At 38.9% G+C, this 23,834-nt stretch carries 17 protein-coding genes; 9 read left to right on the top strand and 8 right to left on the bottom strand.

Annotation, left to right across the window (positions count from 1 at the left end; all coding sequences use genetic code 11):
• Positions 1-13: 13 nt before the first annotated feature.
• On the bottom strand, positions 14-937 hold the full coding sequence (locus tag KG732_RS02985; RefSeq protein ID WP_213520892.1) for a histone deacetylase: 924 nt from the start codon (positions 935-937) through the stop codon (positions 14-16).
• Between the two features lie 150 nt (positions 938-1,087).
• On the opposite strand from KG732_RS02985, the gene KG732_RS02980 reads away from it, so the two are divergent.
• Both KG732_RS02980 and hflX read left to right on the top strand, forming a co-directional pair.
• Positions 1,088-1,534: a hypothetical protein gene (locus tag KG732_RS02980; protein ID WP_213520891.1), complete on the top strand. Its 447-nt coding sequence runs from the start codon at positions 1,088-1,090 to the stop codon at positions 1,532-1,534.
• Between the two features lie 206 nt (positions 1,535-1,740).
• The gene (gene hflX, locus KG732_RS02975; RefSeq protein WP_213520890.1) at positions 1,741-2,955 is read left to right on the top strand and encodes a GTPase HflX; all 1,215 of its coding nucleotides are present in this window, start codon (positions 1,741-1,743) and stop codon (positions 2,953-2,955) included.
• 86 nt (positions 2,956-3,041) lie between these two features.
• Here hflX and KG732_RS02970 read toward each other — a convergent pair whose 3' ends face one another.
• The gene (locus KG732_RS02970; protein WP_213520889.1) at positions 3,042-5,498 is read right to left on the bottom strand and encodes a ligase-associated DNA damage response DEXH box helicase; all 2,457 of its coding nucleotides are present in this window, start codon (positions 5,496-5,498) and stop codon (positions 3,042-3,044) included.
• A gap of 299 nt (positions 5,499-5,797) precedes the next feature.
• Here KG732_RS02970 and KG732_RS02965 point away from each other — a divergent pair, with 299 nt between their 5' ends.
• Positions 5,798-6,103, top strand: a complete 306-nt coding sequence (locus tag KG732_RS02965) for a hypothetical protein (protein WP_213520888.1) — start codon at positions 5,798-5,800, stop codon at positions 6,101-6,103.
• Positions 6,104-6,147: 44 nt separating this feature from the next.
• On the opposite strand, the gene KG732_RS02960 is transcribed toward KG732_RS02965, so the two are convergent.
• Positions 6,148-6,678 (bottom strand): alpha-ketoglutarate decarboxylase, encoded by a 531-nt coding sequence (locus KG732_RS02960; RefSeq protein ID WP_213520887.1) that lies wholly within the window; start codon positions 6,676-6,678, stop codon positions 6,148-6,150.
• A 280-nt stretch (positions 6,679-6,958) separates the two neighbouring features.
• Between KG732_RS02960 and KG732_RS02955 the strand changes: the two genes are divergently transcribed.
• The 4 genes from KG732_RS02955 (at position 6,959) to KG732_RS02940 (ending at position 13,557) form a co-directional block, all read left to right on the top strand.
• Positions 6,959-9,733 carry a 2-oxoglutarate dehydrogenase E1 component gene (locus KG732_RS02955; protein WP_213520886.1) on the top strand — a complete coding sequence of 925 codons (2,775 nt, stop codon included), beginning with the start codon at positions 6,959-6,961 and terminating at the stop codon, positions 9,731-9,733.
• Between the two features lie 3 nt (positions 9,734-9,736).
• Entirely contained in the window at positions 9,737-11,023 is a 1,287-nt protein-coding gene (gene odhB / locus KG732_RS02950; protein WP_213520885.1) for a 2-oxoglutarate dehydrogenase complex dihydrolipoyllysine-residue succinyltransferase, read from the top strand.
• Positions 11,024-11,398: 375 nt separating this feature from the next.
• Positions 11,399-12,994: a M23 family metallopeptidase gene (locus KG732_RS02945; RefSeq protein WP_213520884.1), complete on the top strand. Its 1,596-nt coding sequence runs from the start codon at positions 11,399-11,401 to the stop codon at positions 12,992-12,994.
• 44 nt (positions 12,995-13,038) lie between these two features.
• A complete protein-coding gene (locus tag KG732_RS02940; protein WP_213520883.1) occupies positions 13,039-13,557 on the top strand; it encodes a hypothetical protein in 519 nt (172 codons plus the stop codon).
• 89 nt (positions 13,558-13,646) lie between these two features.
• Here the strand turns inward: KG732_RS02940 and fabD are convergent, their stop codons facing one another.
• The 3 genes from fabD to KG732_RS02925 all read right to left on the bottom strand — a co-directional run bounded on the left by fabD (position 13,647) and on the right by KG732_RS02925 (position 16,216).
• Entirely contained in the window at positions 13,647-14,534 is an 888-nt protein-coding gene (gene fabD, locus KG732_RS02935; protein WP_213520882.1) for an ACP S-malonyltransferase, read from the bottom strand.
• 158 nt (positions 14,535-14,692) lie between these two features.
• On the bottom strand, positions 14,693-15,064 hold the full coding sequence (locus tag KG732_RS02930; protein WP_213520881.1) for a four helix bundle protein: 372 nt from the start codon (positions 15,062-15,064) through the stop codon (positions 14,693-14,695).
• A gap of 249 nt (positions 15,065-15,313) precedes the next feature.
• The gene (locus tag KG732_RS02925) at positions 15,314-16,216 is read right to left on the bottom strand and encodes a dihydrofolate reductase (RefSeq protein WP_213520880.1); all 903 of its coding nucleotides are present in this window, start codon (positions 16,214-16,216) and stop codon (positions 15,314-15,316) included.
• A 65-nt stretch (positions 16,217-16,281) separates the two neighbouring features.
• Here KG732_RS02925 and KG732_RS02920 point away from each other — a divergent pair, with 65 nt between their 5' ends.
• Positions 16,282-17,346, top strand: a complete 1,065-nt coding sequence (locus KG732_RS02920; RefSeq protein ID WP_213520879.1) for an aminotransferase class V-fold PLP-dependent enzyme — start codon at positions 16,282-16,284, stop codon at positions 17,344-17,346.
• A gap of 218 nt (positions 17,347-17,564) precedes the next feature.
• Positions 17,565-19,136: a family 16 glycosylhydrolase gene (locus KG732_RS02915; RefSeq protein WP_300980280.1), complete on the top strand. Its 1,572-nt coding sequence runs from the start codon at positions 17,565-17,567 to the stop codon at positions 19,134-19,136.
• A gap of 157 nt (positions 19,137-19,293) precedes the next feature.
• On the opposite strand, the gene polA is transcribed toward KG732_RS02915, so the two are convergent.
• Complete coding sequence (gene polA / locus KG732_RS02910; protein ID WP_213520878.1) at positions 19,294-22,134, bottom strand: DNA polymerase I; 2,841 nt, start codon at positions 22,132-22,134, stop codon at positions 19,294-19,296.
• 199 nt (positions 22,135-22,333) lie between these two features.
• Positions 22,334-23,599, bottom strand: coding sequence for an MFS transporter (locus KG732_RS02905; protein ID WP_213520877.1), 1,266 nt, complete (start codon positions 23,597-23,599; stop codon positions 22,334-22,336).
• Positions 23,600-23,834: the final 235 nt, after the last annotated feature.

Below are 23,834 nucleotides of genomic sequence, written 5' to 3'. Positions count from 1 at the left end.
CAAAGGAAACGTTTTAGTTAAAAATAGATCTAGCGACTCTAAAGGTATTGGCATGAGCTTCAATGATGGTCTTAATTTCTGGAGAATAGCCTCCGCCCATACTGCATTGAACAGGTATGAAGGAGTTGTTTTTTGATCTCGCTTTCGCGAAAGCGGACAAGGCAAAAAGATCGCGTTCTTTACAGCCGTTAAGAGTCATACTCAGCTTGCCTAGCTTGTCACTCTCCAAAACGTCCACACCACACAAATAGAAAATAAAGTCTGGTTGTTCTTGGGCGATCAAATCAGGCAGCGTGTTTTGGAGTAGGCTGAGGTAATCCTCATCTCCTGAACCGTCAGGAACAGCTATATCTAGATCTGAAAGTTCCTTTTTAAACGGATAATTACCAGCGCCGTGCATAGAAAAGGTAAAAACACTATCGTCATTTTGGAAAATTTCAGCAGTTCCATTCCCTTGATGTACGTCTAGATCTACTATCAGAATCTTTTCAGCAAGCCCCTGATGTTGCAAGTACCTCGCTGCAATAGCTTGATCGTTCAACAAACAAAAGGCCTCTCCATGGTCGGTATAAGCATGATGAGTGCCTCCTGCAATATTCATAGCGACACGGTACTCGTAAGCTTTTAGACAGCCTTCAATAGTTCCTTGTGCAATGCGCAGTTCGCGTGCTACCAATTGTTCACTTAAAGGGAAGCCCAGCTTTCTAGCGGCTCGTTTATCCAAGGAAATATCTTTCAATTCTTGAAGGTATGAGGCGGTATGTACTCTTAAAACATCTTGGTCATCACATGGTTTACTGGGTTCAAAAAAGTCGGTTGCAATGGCAGTACCTTCATGCAGTAATTGTTGCGGTAGTAATTCATATTTGAGCATCGGGAAGCGGTGACCGTCTGGCAAGGGGTGCTGATAGATAGGATGGAAGGCAATGGGAAACAATAGGCTTGTGGTTTATAATAAAAAGGTAAAAATCAGCTCTCAAAAATAAGTCTTTGAAAGTTTGATCCAATTGCAAGAGAAGGAAATTTATCTGGAGTCCAAGGAGTGACGTTACTTTCTGTCCACTATCTTTGTCATTAAAACGGAATAATGAAAAAGACCTTATACTTCATCGCAATTGTTTTATTCACTTTAACAGCTTGTAAAAACGTCCCGACTCCAGAAGAAGCTGCTATACAAGCACAAATGGAATCCTATAATTTACTCAAGGCAGAGGCGATGAACGTCCACGACGAAATCATGCCTAAAATGGGAGTATTAATGGAGTTAAAAGGAGAGTTAGTCGTTAATGAACATGCTAATGAGTTATCAGAAGTAGCGGTTGCTTCAGAAAACCTAAAGGCCTCACATGATGCTATGATGTCATGGATGCAAGATTATTCTGAAAAGTTTCCCTACGGAGAACCAACTCCAGATACTCAAGAGGCTTTAGATGAAAAACTACCTATTTTAGAACAAGAAGTAAAAGAAATCGTTCAACTTAAAGAAAGAACCATGCTCGCTATTGAAAAAGCGCGAGAGTTGTTGAAGAAGTAATCAGTTTAAACGCAAATAGGTCTGTGTTGCTTCTTGTTTATATCAAGGTCATTGTTTCTACCTGAATGTTGTAGATGTTATCCGGTCATTTATGGTGCTCATGAACTGTTAGGGCTTTAAATTTCACTTTAGCTTTCACAAGCTCATACTAATTAACGCATCGCTTGAAGGGAAAAAAGTATCTTTGTGACCATCTAAAAACTTTTATGTTAGAATTAGAAAATCACGAATACGAAAAAGCAATTCTTGTAGGTGTTATCACACAACAACAAAACGAGGAAAAGCTTAATGAATATATGGATGAGTTGGAGTTTCTAGCTTATACCGCTGGTGCAAGCGTTAGCAAACGTTTCCATCAAAAAATGCAAAAACCCAATCCTAAAACCTTTATAGGAAAAGGTAAAATGGAAGAAGTTGCTGCATATGTGCGAGCAAACAACATAGGAACCATCATTTTTGATGACGAGCTTTCTCCTGCACAGCAAAAGAACATTGAAAAAATACTCGAGGCAAAAATTATCGATAGAACCTATTTGATTCTTGACATTTTTGCCCAACGAGCGCAAACCAGTTATGCAAGAACTCAAGTAGAACTGGCTCAATACGAGTATTTATTACCTCGATTAGTAGGTTTGTGGACTCACTTGGAGCGACAAAAAGGGGGGATAGGGATGCGTGGTCCTGGAGAAACGGAAATTGAGACCGATAGGCGTATCGTGCGCGACCGCATCACTTTACTCAAGAAAAAACTACTCACCATAGACAAGCAAATGTCGACTCAAAGGGGTAACAGGGGACAACTAGTGCGTGTTTCATTAGTAGGTTACACCAATGTTGGGAAGAGCACGTTAATGAATGTGGTTTCTAAAAGTGAGGTATTTGCTGAGAACAAACTCTTTGCGACCTTAGACACTACCGTTAGAAAAGTGGTCATAGGCAATTTGCCTTTCTTGTTAACAGATACGGTAGGGTTTATTAGAAAATTACCTACCCAATTGGTAGAGTCTTTTAAGTCTACACTTGACGAGGTGAGGGAGTCTGACCTGTTGCTTCATATCGTTGATATATCTCATGAGTCTTTTGAAGATCACATTGCTTCAGTAAATCGGATTTTAGGAGAGATAGGCGCTATAGATAAACCTACCATAATGGTTTTTAATAAGATTGATGCGTATCAAGCTCAAGATTATGACGAGACCGATTTAATGGAAGAACGCACTTCTGCTCATTATTCTTTAGAGGAGTGGCGCGATACTTGGATGGCAAAATTAGGAGAAAACGTTATTTTTATTTCTGCTACAGAAAAAGAGAATATGGAAGATTTTAAAAAGAAAGTTTATGACAAGGTACGTGAGATTCACATTGAACGTTTTCCTTATAACTCTTTTTTATATCCTGATTACGTAGAAGAAGAGGAATAAGATTCCTTTAGCCATCATAAGTAGTACAAAAGCAAAGCCAAACTTCTAGTTTGGCTTTGCTTTTGTAAGTATATCTAATAACGAGCTTAATCCCATTTCAACTGCATTCTTTTGATGCGATCGGCTAGTTGTTCACTACTCAGCTTTTCTCTTAAGCGGTCGGTAATAATAGGGAAAGAGAAAGGCGTAGGTCGCTCACAAGCTTTCCAGACGATAGTTTGATTTTCTATACGTTCAAAGGCTTCTCGCAATCGGTATTCTTCTATTTCCTGCTCATAGGTTTCTGTATAGGCTTGACGGAAGAGTAAATTATCTGGTTCATGATCTCTAAAGACTTCAAAAAGCAATTGGCTGCTGCTTTGCAGGTGTTTTACTTTTACAGCCTTATTGGGATAACCAGTAAAAACAAGTCCTGCAATCACGGCGATGTCTCTAAATTTTCTTTTGGCAAGTTCGGTAGCATTCACACTGGCTTCTAAATCTTCCAGGATCATTTCTGATGTGATTAAATTATTATCCAGCACGTTGTGCATATCAAATTCTTGATCGCTTAAAATTTCAAATCCGTAATCATTATACGCAAGTGAAAAGCTTATAGGCTGTAGCAAACTGATGCGATAAGCGATCAATCCTGCCATTGCCATATGAACCAGTCTGCCCTCAAAAGGATAAAAAACAGCATGGTATCCTTCTCTGGTTTTAAAGGTTTCAATAAGAAATTCATGCTTTTGAGGCACCGTGCTTTCTTCTTGCTGTCTTGCGATAATGTCATTTAAAGCCTTGACTTCTGGAGTGCGTTGGCTTCCGGTTTGGAAATTTTGCATCTCCTCTCTTAATAGCTCCCCTAGTTGGGAGCTCAATGGCATGCGACTTCCCATCCAGTTGGTTACTTTGCCTTTTTTTCTAGTAGAATTGCGTACTTGTGCCACCATCCCTTTGAATCGTATGAATTCTAAGGTGCGACCAGCAAAAACAAATACCTCTCCACGGGATAGCTGGCTTATAAAGTACTCTTCAATAGAGCCTATGTAACCGCCAGTGAGGTATTTTACAGTAATATCAGTTCCGGTGACTATGGTTCCCATTTGCAATCGGTGTCTCATAGCGATACCGCGATCGTCTATAAAGTACCTGCCGTCTTCATCTATAGAAACCTTTTTATACTCGTCATAAGAAGCTAAAGAAGAACTTCCATAAACGATAAATTTTAAACACCATTCAAATTCTTCATAAGTCAACTCTTGATAACAAAAAGTTCCTTTCACCTCGGGGTAAATTTCTATGGGATCAAAACCGCCAGAAACCGCTAGGGTACACAAATATTGAATCAGTACGTCATAGCAGTTCAAATAGGGCAAACGATCTTCTACGGCTTGCGTGGTCACTGCTTTTTGTAATGCGCTGGCTTCTATTAACTCTAGGGCATGAGTTGGTAAAAAGTAGATCACAGAAGTTTCTCCAGGCTGGTGTCCAGATCTTCCAGCGCGTTGTAAAAATCGAGCAACACCTTTGGGGCCACCTATTTGTATAATGGTTTCTACAGGCGCAAAGTCTACTCCTAAATCTAGCGAGGAGGTACAAATACAAGCTTTTAAGGATTCATTTCTGATTGCATTTTCTACCCAAATACGCGTTTCTTTATTGATAGAGCCGTGGTGCATCGCTACTTCTCCGGCAAATTCAGGATGGCTGTGCATTAGCGCTTGAAACCAAAGTTCACACTGTGCTCTTGTATTGGTAAAAATAAGTGTAGACCTGCTTTTATGGATGATCTTGACAACATCCTCCAGTAAATGCAAACCCAGGTGACCACGCCATGGAAATTTATCCATGGTTTCTGGTATGATGGATCGCACTTGTATCTTTTTTTTCAGATTTGATTTGATGAGTACGCTTTCGCGAAAGCGAGAAGAATCTACCCCTAATAACACCTGTCTGGCTTGCTCGAGATTACCGATGGTGGCACTGATTCCCCAAATACGTAGGTTGTTATTGATACCAGCAAGACGCGAAAGTCCCAATTCCATTTGGACGCCACGTTTGGTACCTAAGAGTTCATGCCATTCATCAACAATAATAGCATTACAATCTTTAAGGAGATGGGCGTGATCCTTCGTGGCGAGGAGTAAGTGTAAACTTTCTGGTGTGGTGATTAACAAGTCGGGTAGGGACTTTTTTTGAGCGGCTCTTTCTTTTGTGGAGGTATCTCCAGAGCGTATTCCTACGGTAAATGGCAATCCGATTCCATCTACAAATTTTTGGGATGTTTGCGCAATTTCTTGCGAAAGCGACCTTAACGGAGTGATCCAGATCGCTTTTAAGCCTTTATTATTTTTGGTCTTGTAATCTGGATTTGATTTGATGTAGTTCAAAACGATAGCTACCCATAGCGCATAGGTTTTACCACTTCCAGTGGGTGCGTTGAGCAATCCGTTTTTTCCAGAGATAAAGGCATCCCAAGTTTGTTTTTGGAATGGGAAAGCCGTCCAGCCTTGTTGCTGGAAGTAGTCTTCGGCTATATGAAACAGTTCTTTTTTAGTCATGCACCAATTTCCGCGCAGGGGGAAATCTTTTAGTTAATTTCTCTTTTCTCTTTTCTCTCTCCACCGCCTTTTGAGCTGTTCTGCCCACAATTCTTTCCAACGGAAACAGGGTCGTAAAAGAAACTTTAATAGTTGCCATTTTGAACAAGACCCGACTCTTTTGAGTTCGTCTGCCTGTTTTCGTTCCCCAACCCTAAAGGGTGCGAAAACTACAAACTAATAAATGAACTGTAAGAATACATCATAAAACCGCCGACTTGTGTTAGCAAACTTTTAAATTTGGTTTTTAAAGAAATCACATGTCAGAAAAGCTTAGCGTTTTACAGGATAAACTAGAAGATAGACATCATGTCTTTATGGTGTATAAAAGCCAAGTCAACAAAGATCTCGAGCGTTCTGGTTTTGAGGCGATTGAATGGAATGAGCCTAAAGAATTTTTAGAGGCTCTTGTTTCTTTATTAAATGAAGCTATCGAAGACAGTGATCCTAAACTACAGCAATTGTATTACCTGGCAGACGTGCAAGAAAAAAACTTGGAACAGGGAATCATACTAGGGTTTATGATGAGAGAATGGAGTAAGATCCAGTTCAGGTTGCGGCAGTAATCATTCCTCTATTCTAATCGTTTTCGCGAAAGCGAAACAACCAGCTAAAACAACACCCTGATAAATGGCTGTATCCCGTTTTGATAAACGCTGCGTCTTTCATTAAAAAGCACATCATATCTCGCTCCTAGTACAAAATTTCCTTGTTGATAACCAGCTCCTAAGAAAAAGGCAGGCACCCAATAGTTATCGTCAAAACTGGAGTCGGCAAAGTTTCTATTCACGTTGAGGTATTCAAAGTCTGCACTGACCTGAAGGAAGTCTATAGGTTGTGCAAGAGCAATAAAACTACCACCAGCAATAGTGGATTTAAAGTCGTCAGATCTATTCAGGTCTCTTTCTGAATAGCTGTAATTTAAACCAACTCCTAAACCTATATAGTCGGTCACTTGATAAATAGCTTGTGGAGCAATAAGCACCGAGCTGAAGTTATTCCCGAAGGTAGCACCTATATTACCTCCAAACAGAACCCGGTCCCAAAACTTAGACTCTTGTAGTTGCTGACTAAAAGAAAGGCAACAAAAGAGACCAAATACGAAGATGACGCTGATGTTTTTAATGGAATAGGCTTTCATTTTTTTGGTTTTAATAATTGGTTCGGAATTATTTAAATTATCTTACGTAGGAATGAAAAATAGTTAATTTCTAAATAAAGCAAGGTTTTTTAATTCTTGGACAGCATCTTTAGACCTCTACATATAGGGATTATTTGAATTTTTAAAATCAAATATAGGAGTTTATAGAAAGGGTTTTAACAAGTTCACTGTTATAAAATTACAAAAGCTTATGACATGACGGCTCATTTCTTTATTTTTGCAACCACAATTGATAAAAAGGATAAATTTCCTTCCATATATGGACAAGTTTTCATTTCTAAATGCAGCACATACTGCATACTTCGCACAACTTTATGACGAATATCTAATTAATCCCGACCAGGTAGAGCCTTCATGGCGTGCCTTTTTTCAAGGTTTTGATTTTGGAATGGAGAGCGCTCATGAGGGCGATTTAGTAGTAGAGCACGAAGGTGCTTCCGTGGGTATTCCAGAAAATTTACAGAAAGAATTTCAAGTTGTAAAATTAATTGATGCGTATCGATCAAGAGGTCATTTGTTTACTAAAACAAATCCAGTACGAGAACGCCGCAATTACGAGCCTAAGCTGGAATTAGTTAATTTTGGTCTTTCCGATTCAGATTTAGACACTCTTTTTAAGTCTGGAGAATTGATAGATCTAGGAAGAACCAGCCTTAGGAACATCGTAGCTCACCTTAACAAGGTGTACTGTGAGAGTATAGGAGTGGAGTATATGTACATACGCAAACCAGATGAGGTTAAATGGATCCAAAACTGGTTGCACAAAAATGACAATCATCCTACCTTTACCAACGATCAAAAAATACAGATTCTTAAGAAACTGAATGAAGCCGTTTCCTTTGAAACCTTTCTTCATACTAAATACGTCGGACAGAAACGTTTTTCACTAGAAGGAAATGAATCCTTAATACCTGCACTTGATGCCCTAATTGAAAATGCTGCTGATAAGGGAGTAGATCAATTTGTATTGGGAATGGCGCACCGCGGTCGATTAAATGTATTGACTAATATTTTTGGGAAGCCTGTAAAGGATATCTTCTCAGAATTTGACGGTAAAGATTATGAGCAAGATATTTTTGATGGTGATGTAAAGTACCACTTGGGATACACCAGCAAAAGAAAAACAGATAACGGTAACGATATCAATATCAACATAGTTCCTAATCCATCTCACCTAGAAGCGGTAGGTGCAGTGGTAGAAGGAATAGCTCGTGCTAAACAAGACCGACATACTCCAGAGAACTTCTCTAAAGTACTTCCAATAATCGTGCACGGTGACGCAGCTATTGCAGGTCAAGGAATCGTTTATGAGGTAGTGCAAATGGCACAATTAGACGCTTATAAAACAGCAGGAACCATACATTTAGTGGTGAACAATCAAGTAGGGTTTACTACTAATTATCTAGATGCAAGATCTAGTACCTACTGTACAGATGTGGCTAAGGTAACTTTATCACCCGTACTTCACGTCAATGCAGACGATGCTGAAGCAGTGGTTCACGCGATGAATTTTGCACTGGATTACCGTATGGAATTTGGTAGGGATGTGTTTATTGATTTATTAGGATATAGAAAATACGGTCATAATGAAGGTGATGAGCCTCGTTTTACCCAACCACAATTATACAAAGCGATCGCTAAGCAAAAGAATCCATGTGATATTTATGCGGATAGATTGCTTCAAGAAGGAGTGATTAATAACTCTAAGGTTAAAGAATTAGAAAGTCAATATAAAAACAGACTCGAAGAGGAATTAGTGACCTCTAGACAAATGGAGAATACCTTGATTACTCCATTTATGCAGGATGAATGGGAAGGTTTTGAGCAGGCTACAGAAGTAGAGATGATGAAAAAAGTAGCTACCGGTGTAGATCGCGCTACTTTAGAAAAAATAACTAAAACCATTTCCCAACTCCCAAAAGGAGAAACTTTTATTAGAAAAGTAAAAAAGATTATCGAATCCCGTCAGGCCATGTTTGATGATGATATCCTGGACTGGGCAATGGGCGAGCACCTTGCTTACGGTAGTTTGATGATGGAAGGCTTTGATGTGCGCATGAGTGGTCAGGATGTGGAAAGGGGAACTTTTTCTCACCGTCATGCCGTAGTGAAATCAGAAAACCATGAAAACGAATTCATTTTACACAATCATATAGACGGTGTAAAAGGACATATGGATATTTATAACTCCCACTTATCTGAATATGGAGTGGTTGGTTTTGAATACGGTTATGCCTTAGCTAGACCTAATACACTGACCATATGGGAAGCACAATTCGGTGATTTCTCTAACGGTGCGCAGATCATGATGGACCAGTACATCAGTGCTGGAGAAGACAAGTGGAAAAATCAAAACGGTCTTGTAAAATTATTGCCGCACGGTTATGAAGGTCAAGGCGCAGAGCATTCTAGTGCGCGTATAGAACGTTATTTACAGTTGTGTGCAAAGGATAATATGTTTATGGCTAATTGTACCACGCCAGCAAACCTGTTTCACCTATTACGTCGTCAGATGTTGGTGAATTATCGCAAGCCTTTGGTGGTGTTTACTCCTAAATCTTTGTTGCGTTCTCCTAGAGCAGTAAGCAAAGTTTCTGAACTAGAGAAAGGAAGTTTTCAAGAGGTTATTGATGTTGACACTTCGACAAAGCTCAGTGCTAGTGGTGAGTCCGCTTTCGCGAAAGCGAAAACATTAGTATTTGTATCAGGAAAATTCTATTATGATCTTTTAGAATACAGAGAAGAACATGACCGAACAGATGTTGCCTTAGTGAGACTGGAACAATTATTCCCGCTTCCAGTAGAACAAATGCAAGAAATAATAAAAAAATACGGTTCTAAAGATGTCGTTTGGGCACAAGAAGAACCTAGAAATATGGGAGCATATTCCCACTTGATGTTACACATGCCAGAAACAAGAACATGGCGCGTGTGCTCAAGAAGTATGTACGCAGCCCCTGCTTCAGGAAGTTCCACAAGATCGAAGAGAAGACAGGCAAGAATAATAGAAGATGTATTTAATACCAACAAATAAATTATGGCTCTAGAAATGAAAGTGCCTTCACCAGGCGAGTCGATTACAGAAGTAGAAATAGCAGAATGGTTAGTTGCCACTGGCGATTGGGTTGAGAAAGATCAAGCCATTGCTGAGGTAGATAGCGATAAAGCTACTCTAGAATTACCAGCTGAAGCTAGTGGTATCATTACCTTAATGGCTGAAGAAGGAGATGCCGTAGAAGTAGGAGCCGTAGTATGTCTTATAGACACAGAAGCTCCAAATCCTAACGCTGGTTCTAAAGACGTGGACAACGCACCATCCAGTATGGGTGGCGGTGACAAAGGTGGAAACGATGGAGATGTCGTAAAAGAAATGAAAAAGGATAACGCAGGAAAAGATACCACTGCCGATTCAAAAGCGCCACAACCTGCTCAAGCAAAAGAAACCTATGCTAGCGGTACTCCAAGTCCTGCAGCTAAGAAAATTCTCGACGAAAAAGGAATGGACGTTACCTCTGTATCTGGAACTGGTCGTGATGGACGCATAACAAAAGAAGATGCTGTAAATGCAAAACCATCTATGGGATCTCCGGGAACTGGTTCTCGCGGTGAGTCACGTTCTAAACTTTCTATGTTGCGACGTAAAGTAGCAGAACGTCTGGTAAGTGTCAAGAATGAAACAGCCATGCTGACCACCTTTAACGAGGCTGACATGCATGCTATTTTTGCGTTGCGTACCGAATATAAAGATGCGTTTAAAGCAAAGCACGGTGTTTCTCTAGGATTCATGTCTTTCTTTACTAAAGCAGTAACTAGAGCACTGGATCTATATCCAGCAGTGAACTCCATGATTGACGGTAAGGAAATGCTTACTTATGATTATAAAGATATTTCTATTGCAGTATCTGGACCTAAAGGTCTGATGGTTCCTGTAATTAGAAATGCAGAAAACCTATCTTTTAGAGGAGTAGAGCAAGAAGTGAAAAGATTAGCCCTACGTGCTAGAGATGGAGATATTACTGTGGACGAAATGACTGGTGGTACCTTTACAATCACTAACGGTGGTGTTTTTGGAAGTATGATGAGTACTCCTATTATCAATCCGCCACAAAGTGCGATTTTAGGAATGCACAACATTATCGAGCGTCCTGTTGTAGTAGATGGTAACATTGTAGCCAGACCTATGATGTACCTAGCCGTTTCTTATGATCATAGAATCATTGACGGTAAAGAATCTGTAGGTTTCTTAGTAGCTATTAAAGAAGCATTAGAAGATCCTATCAATTTATTGATGGATGGAGATGTGAAAAAGGCGCTGGAGCTTTAATTTCCCGTTTTTAATTAACAACTATTGATTTTCATATAAAAATACCAAGCTAGAAATGGCTTGGTATTTTTTGTTTGTGATAATTTTTAAATTTTATGAAAATTGTCAGGTCGAGCTCGATCAAGACTGTTTACAGATTTCCTAGATTCAATCGTATTAACGGTAATCGAACCCATCTCTAATGATTCATTTCTTAAAAAATTGATATAATAACAGTTACAAGTATTGTAAGCTGGACTGTTATTTTTTAAGATATATTTTGTAAGACTTATAAAGTTAAATAAATATTAAAAAACTAGTTATCTATCTATCTATTTATCCGCTTACCTTCACATTCCCTGAATTGTACAAATCATTAACCTGTCATTATCTCAAATGACAACAATACCGTATTCTATGTTCAGGAAAACCTATTTTTATTATGTATCTATAATCGTTCTTACGATTGCAATTATTTCCATTTCTTCTTGTGAGAAAGATGAAGTTTTTGAAGAAGCTCCAAACGAACTCAATTTTCCAGAAATAAAAGGAAGATTTGTACATGGTAAAGACTTATTACAAACCGCTATTATAGGAGATAAAATAAATTCACTATCTTCAAATGTGGTTAGTAAATCTAACAATGCTTCAGGCATACAAATAGATACAAGTCGTATACAAGTAATAGAAAGTGTCGATTATAAATCGTACACTTTTCGAATTGTACAGGATAGCATGGAAAGGCAAAGTTTGTTAAGAAACTACATGATTACTATTGTGAATGACACGACAACCATTCAACATTTAATTAACTATGAAGTAATGTCAGATGGTACTTACAATATGGATAATATACAGATCACTACGGTATCAGGAGATGAATTAGTTCCTAATTTTTTAAAATGTACAACGAGTATTGTAGAAGCAACTTACTGTTATGACGTGGATTGTGGTCTTGAAGGTAATCATCCGCCTGGTCAAGTATGTAATGATGGTGTTCTTAGGTCATATGTTACTTGCAGTTCTAGGGCGACTATGGTTACAGAAGGCTCATGCGGTGGTGCAGGAAGTACTGGAAGTACTGCAGGTACCGGAGGTAGTAGTGTTGTGGTTCCAGTAGTGCCCGTGGAGGATGAAGAATGTGTTTTAACATGTGGTGATAATGAAACACTGGATGCCAATAAATGTGAATGTATACCTGAAAATTGCGAGTATAAAACTGGATATCTGCATGAAGGTGCTTTTACAAATAATACAGCAGAGGAAGGTGAGAATACAATTTCAAATCAAGATAATTTTAGAGATTCAAATGGTGAAATTATTGAAGAAACTAATTGCGATAGTGGTAAAATAGATTCTGGAAGTGAAGTTGAGGTTACAGGTCCAGTTGAAGTAAGAAGCTATACTAAGTTAGATGGTACAATAGCTACTTCTAATTATTATCCAGTTGAATACTTGGATTGTCCAAAGGGAAATCGTCCAGGAAATCCGGATTATGATTCCGTAAAGCCATGCAGCGATTGTACGCACGGAGATCCCGTTCCTAGTCCAGAAATTCAAGCTCAGCTTACCGCATGCGGTACAAAAGGTGGAATGTATGGAAAAACTAGAGGTGTGGGAGGAGGATGCGCGACTCAAACCCATGGAGGTATGGATATATCAAATACACAAGGAAATGCAATTTATGCTATGTTTGATGGTGTTGCAAGCCTAAAACAACAAGGCGATGGTACGGTAGGAGCTGGTTATTATGTTAAACTTATTTCTTCAGTTGGAGATGATTCAATCACTACAATGTATTTCCATATGGTACAAGGGACACGTGTGTCTGGATCTGTAAAAGCTGGTGATATTATTGGTTATCAAGGAAATTCAGGTAATTTACAAGCAGGTATTGACGAAGGTACTACTGAATCTCATGTTCATATTAAGCTCAAGAAAAATGGAGCAACAGTAAATCCTGTTGATTATTTTAAAACGACTTTTAACTAAACAACGGGCGCGGTCACAAGCTCTGGTTGTAATTAATTAAAACTATGAAAAAACTATTTATAATTCTTATTACTATTATTTCAATCTCTTGTAATAGTCAGACAAATAATTTAACAGCTTATCAGTATCAAAATATTAAGATACAAAATATTTATTTATCAGATATTCTAGGCACAGGTGGAGATAGTTCTTCATTACAAAATTTATTTTCAGATAATTTTACAATTGAAAACGGAAATGAACCTGGTTATTGGAAACAATTTGAATCGTCCTCTATGTATTGCTTATTTCAGAATGGAGTCCAAGATGAATTTCGTAATAATGTAACTGATTATCAATTAACTAATTTAAGAATTAAAGACGATTCAAAGACTTTATTTATAAACGGTTTAATAGTCAAAATAGGTGATAATATAAGTGTTTTAGGTAATGTAAACACGATGAATAATCCTGCTACAGGAGAAAAAAAAGTTGTTTTCCGTATCGGTTCTGAAGTTATAAGAATAAGCTATACTACTATTACAAATACTATTACTTTGATCGAGTACGAGTTTTTCAATTAGTTATAATAAAAAACCTCCCTTAGAAAACGCAGTTTTCTAAGGGAGGTTTTTTTTACAGAGAATGCATCTATATTCCATTCTCCATAATCTTATGAAGCCACAGTTCCCTGACTTACTTGCGCCTCACGATCAATCTTCTTGATCAACCCTTGCAATGCTTTTCCTGGTCCTACTTCTATAAATTCTGTTGCTCCGTCTTTGATCATTTGTTGAATGGATTGTGTCCATTTTACCGGAGCTGTCAGTTGGTAAATCAAATTGGTTTTGATATCGTCTGTATTCTCAACCGCAAAAGCAGCTACGTTTTGATAGATAGGACACATAGGTTTTTTAAATTCGGTGTCTTGTATAGCTTTAGCCAGTTCTTCTCTAGCCGGTTCCATTAATGGAGAGTGGAATGCCCCACCTACAGGAAGCAGTAAGGCTCTTTTGGCTCCTTTTTCTTTTAGGACCTCACAAGCTTTTTCTACTGCTGGAATGGCTCCTGAAATAACGAGCTGTCCAGGACAATTGTAATTAGCTGCTACGACCACACCGTCTACAGCTTTACACACCTCTTCAACCACATCATCTGCCATTCCTATGATGGCTGCCATGGTACTTGCTTGAGCTTCACAAGCGGCCTGCATGGCTAGGGCGCGAGCTGAAACGATTTTCAAGCCATCTGCAAATGATAAAGAACCAGCTGCGGTAAGCGCACTTAATTCTCCTAAAGAATGTCCTGCGACCATATCTGGAGCAAAATCGGCCCCCATCATTTTTGCGAGTATCACGGAGTGAATAAAAATAGCCGGTTGGGTAACCTTTGTTTCTTTTAACTGCTCAGCAGTTCCTTCAAACATGATTTTAGAAATCTCAAAACCTAGGATTTCATCTGCTTGATGAAACAATTCTTTTGCTTCTGGGTAGGTATCATATAAGTCTTTACCCATTCCTATGAATTGAGCTCCTTGACCTGGAAAAACGTATGCTTTCATTTTGTTTGCGTTAGTTAATGTGGTAAAAATAATGTAATAACTATTAATTAGTAAATGAACTTCCTGAAAGTCTCAGTTTTCAGTCGCAGTGCTCAGTCTCAGAAATAATTTGCAGTTTTATTTTTTACTCCTTAATTTTTTGAAATATGAGAATGGATTTATAAGTCGCCTACGCCAAATTTACTTGGGTTATTAATCATATAATTAATCAATTTACCAACTTCTAAAGCTACTTCTTGTAATGGTACATATTGTTCGTGGCTGGTATATTTACAAGCTAAAGCATAGTCTAACCATACCACAGTTTCAGAATTTTCTCCATCGGCATCGGTTAGTTTGCTGGTAAAATGTTTGGGATACCTACGTTTTCTATAAGCTTCAGCAATATTTGCATTGACACTGCGAGAAGACCTTCTTATTTGATCCGTCAGTGAATAACGTTCCTCTTTTGGAAAAACTTTACTTAATTCAAATATTGCCATTGCGTTTTCAAATGCTTTTTGATAAGCTATCAAATTTTTGAAGTCCATAAATAGTATTTAAAAGTGGTATAATCAGTTTTTCAGTAGCGGTCTCAGTTTACAGTGAACAAGAAACAGTAAAAATCAGTTTTTAGCAAAGCTAAAAACTGCGACTGCAAACTGCAAACTGCGACTAAATTCAAACAACTAACTAATACTGCGACTGCAAACTGCGACTGTAAACTGCGACTGCAAACTGCGACTGCGACTAAATTCAAACAACTAACTAATACTGTGACTGCAAACTGCGACTGCAAACTACTTCCTCACCCAAGTCTCATAATCAAAAGAATACTTGTGTTGATCATCTGCTGGGTGGTGCAAGGAGGTTTTAATTTTCCATTTGCTCTCGTCTATTTCAGGGAAGTAAGTGTCTACATCAAATGTTCCATGAACTCTTGTAAGCTCGATTTCATCAGCTACTTTCATACCTAGTTGATAAATCTCGCCACCACCTATAATAAACGGATTCTCATCACCAGAAGTTGTGGCCAGCGCTGTCTCTAGATCATGAACGACAATGCCACCTTCAGTTTTGTAATTTTTATCTCTAGTAAGAATGATGTGTGTGCGATTAGGTAATGGTTTTGGAAAACTTTCAAAAGTTTTACGTCCCATAATGATGTGATGACCTGTAGTTAAAGCTTTGAATCTTTTAAAGTCATCGGGTAGATGCCATACGAGGTCTCCATCTTTTCCTAACTCATTGTTTTGACCTGCCGCTGCGATCATGGTTATTTTACGATGGGATGCAGAAGTATCCATAGAAAGTGTCGCATGGGGAGCTACATATTCTTTTTCCACTTTCTTTTCCAATTGTGCGATGCGTTCCTTTTGTTTTCTAACCAGTTTGTCGTACTGATTTTTTTCCCATTCTGGACCTAGAAGTCTTTCGGTGATAAAAACATTAAAGGCGTGATACGCAAGCAGCAACAACCAGGCAAAAATGGCCCAAATCCACCATTCTAAGCCCAATAAGGTTGTGATTTCTTGTACGTTAGGACGGTTGGCAATGATAATTAAGCCTACCGAGCCTATTAGAAAGATGACAAAATGACTAAAAAGGCCGCGCTTTTGCTTGATGCGTTTTTGCGCATTCTCAATCATTTCTTTTTGCTCCAAATCAATTCCCGGAGTATCTTTTTTCTTCGTACCGAACATTCTCGTTATTTTTATACTCAAATTTACGGTATTATTCACATAGACATTCTTAGCAACAAGATAAAATGACAGATCAATTTCCAATCCTCAAAAAATACACCTATCTCAATACGGCAAATCACGGATTAGTTTCTCAGGATTTGATTGATTACCGAAGGTCGCTCAATGAGAAGATGCGCGATGAAGCTTCTATGTTTACCAATCATCGCAATGCTTTTATCGATGAGGTACGTCATAGTATCGCTAATTTTATGGATGCTGATCCAGATTTTACTGCAGTGATTCCCAATTTTTCCACGGGTTTCAATACGTTGATCAATGGTATAGATCCTAAGGCTGTGGTCTTACTCTTAAAAGAGGATTATCCTTCGGTCAACTGGCCGGTAGAGACCAGAGGTTTTCAAACGCATTATGTGGCTATTGACGAGAAAATGGAGGAGCACATTATCAGCGTTTGTGAAAAACAACGACCTGATTTTTTCTGTTTTTCCATAGTGCAATACATTTCAGGTATTCAAATGGATCTTAATTTTTTAAACGATTTAAAGAAGCGTTTTCCTAATATGATTATGATAGCAGATGCTACTCAATATGTGGGTTCTGAAGAGTTTCGCTTTCGCGAAAGCGGAATAGACATCCTACTTGCGTCCTGCTATAAATGGTTGCATGCCGGAGATGGGAATGGTTTTATATGCGTAAAAGAAGAAGTGCAGAAACATATTTTTCCTAAGGAGATCGGTTTTAGAAGTGCGCGTAATGTGATGAATTCTAATGTTACTTTTATAAGTAGGTTTGAACCTGGACATCAAGATATGATTGCTTTTGGAACCTTGCAACAAGCTATTTTAAAGGTTCATGAATTGGGCTGGAAGAAGGTGTCAGCTTCAGTAAAAGAGTTGTCAATAAAAGCTAAAGCTGCTTTTGAAAAACGCGGTCTTCTTACTCCTGCAGTTTGCTCTAGAAAAAATCATTCTTCTATTTTTAATATCAAAGGAGATCAAGAATTATACGAGAAATTAAAAGCACATCACATCATTACTTCATTGCGTGGTGATGGTATCAGAATAAGCTTTTCTTATTTCAATACAGAGGCAGATCTGAATCGATTGTTAGAGGTTTTGGATCTATAAAGCACAATAGGTTGTTTGCGTTCAAGCTGTAATGTTATGTTTTATATTTTTCGGGCTGTATTTTTGGGAAAATAACCAATGAAATGCAGCGATTAAAAGGGGCTAGATTAGTTATACCTCTTACTAATTCAAAAGCAACTGTCCTAGTGTATAGTATTTGTTGCGTTCTTTTATTTTATTCTTTGTTGATTGTGCCTTAATTTCACAAAAAAATTATAATGTATCACTTGCGTTTTTTTTTATGGCTTTGCTGTGTCATACCTGTAGCTCATGCGCAGCAGTTTCCCATAGATTTTGAAAACAATCAATTCCCATTTACAGGTTTTTCTGGCTCTTCCTTTTCTTTTAGAAGTGATCCTATTCAGGCCACAAATAATGTAGGGCAGTTTTTTAATAATGGAAGTCAGGCTAATCAAGGATTTTTTAGGGACGTATCTACTGCGGTTGACTTGAGTGCAGACCAAAATGTAACCTTAAGGTTTTATGCCTTTGATCCCAATATACACAACATACTTTTAAAATTTGAAAACGGCTCCCAAGCCGATGTAGAAGTACTACAACAAACTACAGGAAATGCCAACACTTGGTCGGATATCAGTTTTGATTTCTCTAATGCTACCGAAAGCGGAACTGGAAATGTTGTTTCTGCTATGGGACAGTACAGCCGAGTGACCATTTTTATAGATTATGGAGTAAATACAGCGGGGACTTATTTAATAGACGAAATTAACAACGGTGCGGTAGCCGTGCCTCCTAACCCTATTGATGTGGTGTACACAGATTTGGTTTGGTCAGATGAGTTCAACACGGCTGGAACTAATAATCCTATTGATGCGACCAAATGGTTCCATCAAACGCAATTGCCTTCTGGGGGAAGTTGGTTCAATGGAGAGCAACAACATTATACCGATAGGCTAGACAACTCTTATGTAGCCAATGGGTTTTTAAATATTGTTGCTAAAAGGGAAGTCTATACCGATCAAGGTCATACCAAACAATTCACCTCGGCTCGATTGAATTCCAAGTTTGCTTTTACTTATGGTAGGGTAGAAGTGAGAGCAAAATTGCCTTTTGGTGATGGAACCTGGCCTGCGATATGGACCTTAGGAAAAAATATTGATGAAGATGGCGGTTATTGGGACAGTACCTATGGCACAACCAACTGGCCACTTTGTGGAGAGATCGACATTATGGAACACGGGTTAGGGGCCTTAAATCATGTGTCTGCCGCTTTACATACCAATTGCGCTGGTTGCTCTGGAAATACCCGTAATTTTCAATCGACCACATTACAAGATGTGGCTAACAATTTTCATGTGTATTCCATGAACTGGTCGCCACAACAAATCACTTTTTTAATAGATGGCCAACCATTTTACACCTATAACCCGGTTATTAAAGATGTGGATACCTATCCATTTTTTGAGGATCAATACTTATTATTAAATGTAGCCATGGGAGGTGTAGCTGGGCCTATAGATCCTAACTTTACACAAAGCAGCATGGTCATTGATTACGTACGGGTATATCAAAATACCTTGAGTATCACAGAGGAAAACACCAATGAATCGGATCTAAAAGTTTATCCTAATCCAGCAATCAATGTAGTGAATTTACAATTTTCACAAGCCATAGATCAAGTTGATGTGTTTGACCTGTCAGGCCAATTACTACTTTCAGAGACAGAAGAAACAAACTCATTAGATATTAGTGCTGTAAAAACGGGAATCTATATACTTAAGGTGTACTCTAATGGTATCATCATCAATAAAAAGCTGGTGGTACAGTAATATTTTTTAAGGCAGACCTAGATCTCCCTATTAAAAAACCTCCAAATCAATGAATTGATTTGGAGGTTTTTTGCCTACTGCCTACTGCCTACTGCCTACTGCCTACTGCCTACTGCCTACTGCCTACTGCCTACTGCCTACTGCCTACTGCCTACTATCAATGCGCTTCTAGCCAATTCTGTCCTATACCTACTTCCACATCTAGTGGGACCGATAATTTATAAGCGTTTTGCATCTCCTCTTGGATGAGTTTTTTCATGTCTTCCAGCTCGTCATTATGAATGTCAAAAACCAATTCATCATGCACCTGCAATAGCATTTTTGATTTGCAATTCATCTCTTCAAACTTTTTATAGATATTGATCATCGCAATTTTGATAATGTCTGCTGCGCTTCCTTGTATAGGTGCATTTACTGCATTGCGCTCGGCTGCGCCTCGCACCACCGCGTTAGAACTGTTGATGTCTTTCAAATAACGACGCCTTCCCAATACGGTCTCTACGTAGCCGTTTTCACGCGCAAAATTAACTTGATCATCCATGTACGCGCGTAGCTTGGGATAGGTCGCATAATAAGTATCGATGAGTTCTTTAGCCTCACCACGAGATAAATCGGTTTGATTGCTCAGTCCAAAAGCACTCACTCCATAGATGATCCCGAAGTTGACTGTTTTGGCATTACTACGTTGTTCTCTGGTAACATCTTCTAAGGCTACATTAAAAACTTTTGCCGCGGTAGAAGCGTGAATATCTTCCCCGTTTTGAAAAGCGGCCATCATAGTTTCTTCTTCGCTCAATGCAGCAATGATTCTCAATTCTATCTGAGAATAATCTGCTGCCAGTAGTGTGTAGTTGTCATCTCTAGGAACAAATGCTTTACGTACTTGTCTCCCGCGCTCTGTTCTGATAGGAATGTTCTGTAAGTTAGGGTCTGTGGAACTCAAACGTCCAGTGGCAGCCACGGTTTGCATATAATTGGTGTGAATGCGCTTTGTTTTAGGATTTACCTGACTTGGGAGTGCATCCACATAAGTTGATTTTAATTTTGCCAGGCCTCTGTAATCCAATACATTTTGAATGATCGCATGATCTTTAGACAGATAACTCAACACATCTTCGGCAGTGGAATACTGACCGGTTTTGGTCTTTTTAGGTTTGTCTACCAGTTGAAGTTTTTCAAAAAGAATAATTCCTAATTGCTTAGGGGAACCTATGTTGAACTCTTCTCCAGCTGCTTCATAAATAGCTGCCTCCAGTTGGGCAATATCTGTTTCCAATGCTCCAGAAAGCGAACTTAAAAAGCTTTCGTCCAGATTGATTCCTTCTATTTCCATGGCAGCCAGTACCTGGAGTAAAGGCATTTCTATATCTTTAAAAAGGCGGTCCGTTCCAGCACTAGCAAGTTCGGGTGTGAAGTCTTCTTTTAATTGAAAGGTGATATCAGCATCTTCAACGGCGTATTCTTTTTGTTTTTCCAGTTCCACATCGCGCATGGAACGTTGGTTTTTGCCTTTTTTCCCTATCAACTCTACAATAGATTGTGGGGTATAATTGAGGTAGGTTTCTGCGAGCACGTCCATATTGTGGCGCATGTCTGGATTGATCAGGTAATGAGCCAGCATGGTGTCAAACATGGGGGCTTTAACACGAACGCCGTATTTGTGCAATACTTTAATATCATATTTTAAATTCTGACCAATTTTTTCAATCTGCTCACTTTCAAAAAATGGTTTTAACTGGTCTACTATGTTTTGTGCAGCCTCTTGATCTTTGGGAATAGGAAGGTAAAACCCTTTTCCTTTTTCCCATGAAAAGGCAATCCCTACCAGCTCTGCTGCTAGCGGATCCAAGCCTGTAGTTTCGGTATCAAAACAAACACTGGATTGTTGCATTAAGGATTGTAAGAACAACTTGGTTCCCATACCTTCTTCTACCAGCTGGTAGAAATGATCGCTTGTAGCAAGTGTTTTGCGACCAGTTGTTTCAGCTTCTGCCGCTGTTCCTGAACCTGGAGCATCAAAAAGAGAAAATTGTCCTGCTCCTGCAGAAGCACTGGAACCTGTACTCGTACTCGAATTTGAAGAACTCTCTGACGCGATTTCTTTAGAAAAAATCTTCGCCATGGTTTCCTTCGCACGACGAAATTCCAATTCGTCAAAAATCTCATGAACTGCCTCTACGTTGGGATCGTCTAGCTCGTAGTTCTTGGCATTAAAGGTTACTGGACAATCCAGTCGTATGGTAGCTAATTTTTTAGAAAGAAGTCCTAAGGCTGCATTATCGCGCACCTTCTCTTTCATTTTTCCTTTAAGATCTTCAACGTTTGCAAGAAGACCTTCCATAGAACCATAAGCGGCTATAAATTTCTTAGCTGTTTTATCTCCTACGCCAGGTAAACCAGGAATATTATCACTGGCATCGCCCATCATACCGAGGTAATCGATCACTTGCTCTGGACGTTCCACTTCAAACTTCTTTTGCACCTCAGGAATCCCCCATATTTCGATACCATTACCCATTCGGGCGGGTTTGTACATAAAAATATTTTCAGACACCAGCTGTGCATAATCCTTATCTGGGGTCACCATATAAGTGGTGAAACCTTCTTTTTCGGCTTGTTTTGCAAGGGTTCCTATCAAGTCATCGGCCTCAATTCCTTCTTCTACCACAATAGGAATATGCATGGCTTTTAAAATACGCTGAATATAAGGAACGGCTATTTTTATAGCCTCTGGTGTCTCGTCGCGATTTGCTTTATAGTCTCCATAAAGTTCTACACGTTCTTGACTGCCTCCTTTGTCAAAAGCAACGGCTAGATATTCTGGTTGTTCTCTCCTTATTACGTCAAATAACGAGTTGGTAAAACCCATAATCGCACTGGTATCCATACCTGCACTATTGATTCGTGGGTTTTTAATTAGTGCGTAATAACCTCTAAAAATCAAGGCATAAGCATCTAGGAGGAATAATCGTTTATCGTCTGTACCGTTATTTGTCATGGTAAAATATTGTAGAGGTTAAAGATAAAATTCTCAGCAGACTTAAATGCAGTTCCTTTTATATAAAACTCATTTTTTATACACATAAAAATGACGAGGACGGAATCTTTAGGTGTTTTAATTAGGGCAAATAGGTGGGTAGGTGTTTCGCTTTCGCGAAAGCGGAATAGTCATAAAAACCTGCCCAAAAGGAGGAAACTTAGACCGCATCATTATCCTCAAAATCCTTTCTCAAATCCAGATTTCTAAAGGTAGGAGAAACGAGTGCTGTGGCAACAACGGTAATTAAAGTCATGGTACCGCCGAAGACTACTGCGGTAACGGTTCCCATTAATTTTGCAGTCACACCACTTTCAAAAGCTCCTAACTCATTGGAAGAACCTACAAACATGGAGTTTACAGAAGCGACGCGGCCCCTCATGTGATCTGGTGTTTTAAGTTGAAGGATCGTCTGGCGTATGACCATAGAAACACCATCAGTAACACCGCTAAAAAACAAGGCAACTACCGATACCCAAAAAATAGAGGACAAGCCAAAAACAATAATACAGACACCAAAACCAAAAATAGCTGCGAGTAGTTTTATACCGGCATTCTTGCTAATAGGAATGTAAGCGGTGGCAATCATGGTGAGTATCGCACCTACTGAAGGAGCGGCGCGCAGTACTCCAAAGCCTTCACTACCTACAAACAATATATCCTGAGCAAAAATGGGCAGTAAAATAACCGCACCTCCAAAAAGCACGGAAACCATATCGAGAGTTAGCGCTCCTAAAATGGCTTTGGTGTTATAAACAAAAGTCAGCCCTTCTTTTAAACTTTGTAGAATAGGCTCATTTACTTTAGTGTTTAAGATGGGTTTTTTAGAAATTAGAAAAACGCTACAAAAGGAAAGCACGACCAAACTAAATACCATACACAAGGACCAATGCACACCAAACCAGCTGATCGCAAACCCAGAAAAGGCGAGGCCAACTACAGAGGCAATTTGCCAGGCCGAACTGCTCCAAGTTGCCGCATTGGGATATACTTTCTTAGGGACAATAAGTGCGATCAGTGAAAATAATATAGGCCCGAAAAAGGATCTTAAAAATCCGCCGAAGAAGACCAAAGCATAGATGGAATACAAAACAGTATCCGTAGGCCAATCGCTAACGACTTCTGGCCAAGTCAATAAAAACAATCCCAAACTAATTAATGAAAAAGCACCAATGCAAAGCGCTAGAAGGTTGCGCTTTTCTCTTTGATCTACAATATGACCTGCAAACAAGGCCATGGAAAAAGCAGGTGCAAACTCCATAAGACCTATGACAGCTAGAGACCAAGGGTCTTTGGTAAGGGAATAGACTTGCCATTCAATCACAATGAACTGCATGGACCAACCAAACACCAGTAAAAATCGCATGAGTAAGAAAATATTAAATTCTCTAAAACGTAATGCTGCGTAGGGATCGTTTTTTGTCAAAATCTATCAAGTGTTGAGCGGGTTGAATGAAGTCGCAAAACTAAAACAAGTTGCGTTTTTAAATGCATTTAATTAGGGTAAAGAATTGCGAAGCCTGCCAATTCTCAAATTTAAATTCATTCAAGTATTGGAGGTATTCAGTATTATGTTTAGGGTGGCGTTTATAAAATGACAAGGGCTGACTAGGGTTATCCATAATTATTAGTAACTAGGGTAAATAAAAAATTCACATCAT

The organism is Nonlabens sp., from assembly GCF_018401815.1.
GTDB lineage: Bacteria > Bacteroidota > Bacteroidia > Flavobacteriales > Flavobacteriaceae > Nonlabens.
The sequence above is the reverse complement of the archived record's forward strand: the minus strand, read 5'-3'. Positions and strand labels throughout refer to the sequence as shown.

Bases quoted from the DNA above. Each gene is read 5' to 3' on its own strand.
- KG732_RS02980 (WP_213520891.1), top strand. From the start codon at position 1,088: ATGAAAAAGACCTTATACTTCATCGCAATTGTTTTATTCACTTTAACA.
- hflX (WP_213520890.1), top strand. From the start codon at position 1,741: ATGTTAGAATTAGAAAATCACGAATACGAAAAAGCAATTCTTGTAGGT.
- KG732_RS02970 (WP_213520889.1), bottom strand. From the start codon at position 5,498: ATGACTAAAAAAGAACTGTTTCATATAGCCGAAGACTACTTCCAGCAA.
- KG732_RS02965 (WP_213520888.1), top strand. From the start codon at position 5,798: ATGTCAGAAAAGCTTAGCGTTTTACAGGATAAACTAGAAGATAGACAT.
- KG732_RS02960 (WP_213520887.1), bottom strand. From the start codon at position 6,678: ATGAAAGCCTATTCCATTAAAAACATCAGCGTCATCTTCGTATTTGGT.
- KG732_RS02955 (WP_213520886.1), top strand. From the start codon at position 6,959: ATGGACAAGTTTTCATTTCTAAATGCAGCACATACTGCATACTTCGCA.
- odhB (WP_213520885.1), top strand. From the start codon at position 9,737: ATGGCTCTAGAAATGAAAGTGCCTTCACCAGGCGAGTCGATTACAGAA.
- KG732_RS02945 (WP_213520884.1), top strand. From the start codon at position 11,399: ATGACAACAATACCGTATTCTATGTTCAGGAAAACCTATTTTTATTAT.
- KG732_RS02940 (WP_213520883.1), top strand. From the start codon at position 13,039: ATGAAAAAACTATTTATAATTCTTATTACTATTATTTCAATCTCTTGT.
- fabD (WP_213520882.1), bottom strand. From the start codon at position 14,534: ATGAAAGCATACGTTTTTCCAGGTCAAGGAGCTCAATTCATAGGAATG.
- KG732_RS02930 (WP_213520881.1), bottom strand. From the start codon at position 15,064: ATGGACTTCAAAAATTTGATAGCTTATCAAAAAGCATTTGAAAACGCA.
- KG732_RS02925 (WP_213520880.1), bottom strand. From the start codon at position 16,216: ATGTTCGGTACGAAGAAAAAAGATACTCCGGGAATTGATTTGGAGCAA.
- KG732_RS02920 (WP_213520879.1), top strand. From the start codon at position 16,282: ATGACAGATCAATTTCCAATCCTCAAAAAATACACCTATCTCAATACG.
- KG732_RS02915 (WP_300980280.1), top strand. From the start codon at position 17,565: ATGTATCACTTGCGTTTTTTTTTATGGCTTTGCTGTGTCATACCTGTA.
- polA (WP_213520878.1), bottom strand. From the start codon at position 22,134: ATGACAAATAACGGTACAGACGATAAACGATTATTCCTCCTAGATGCT.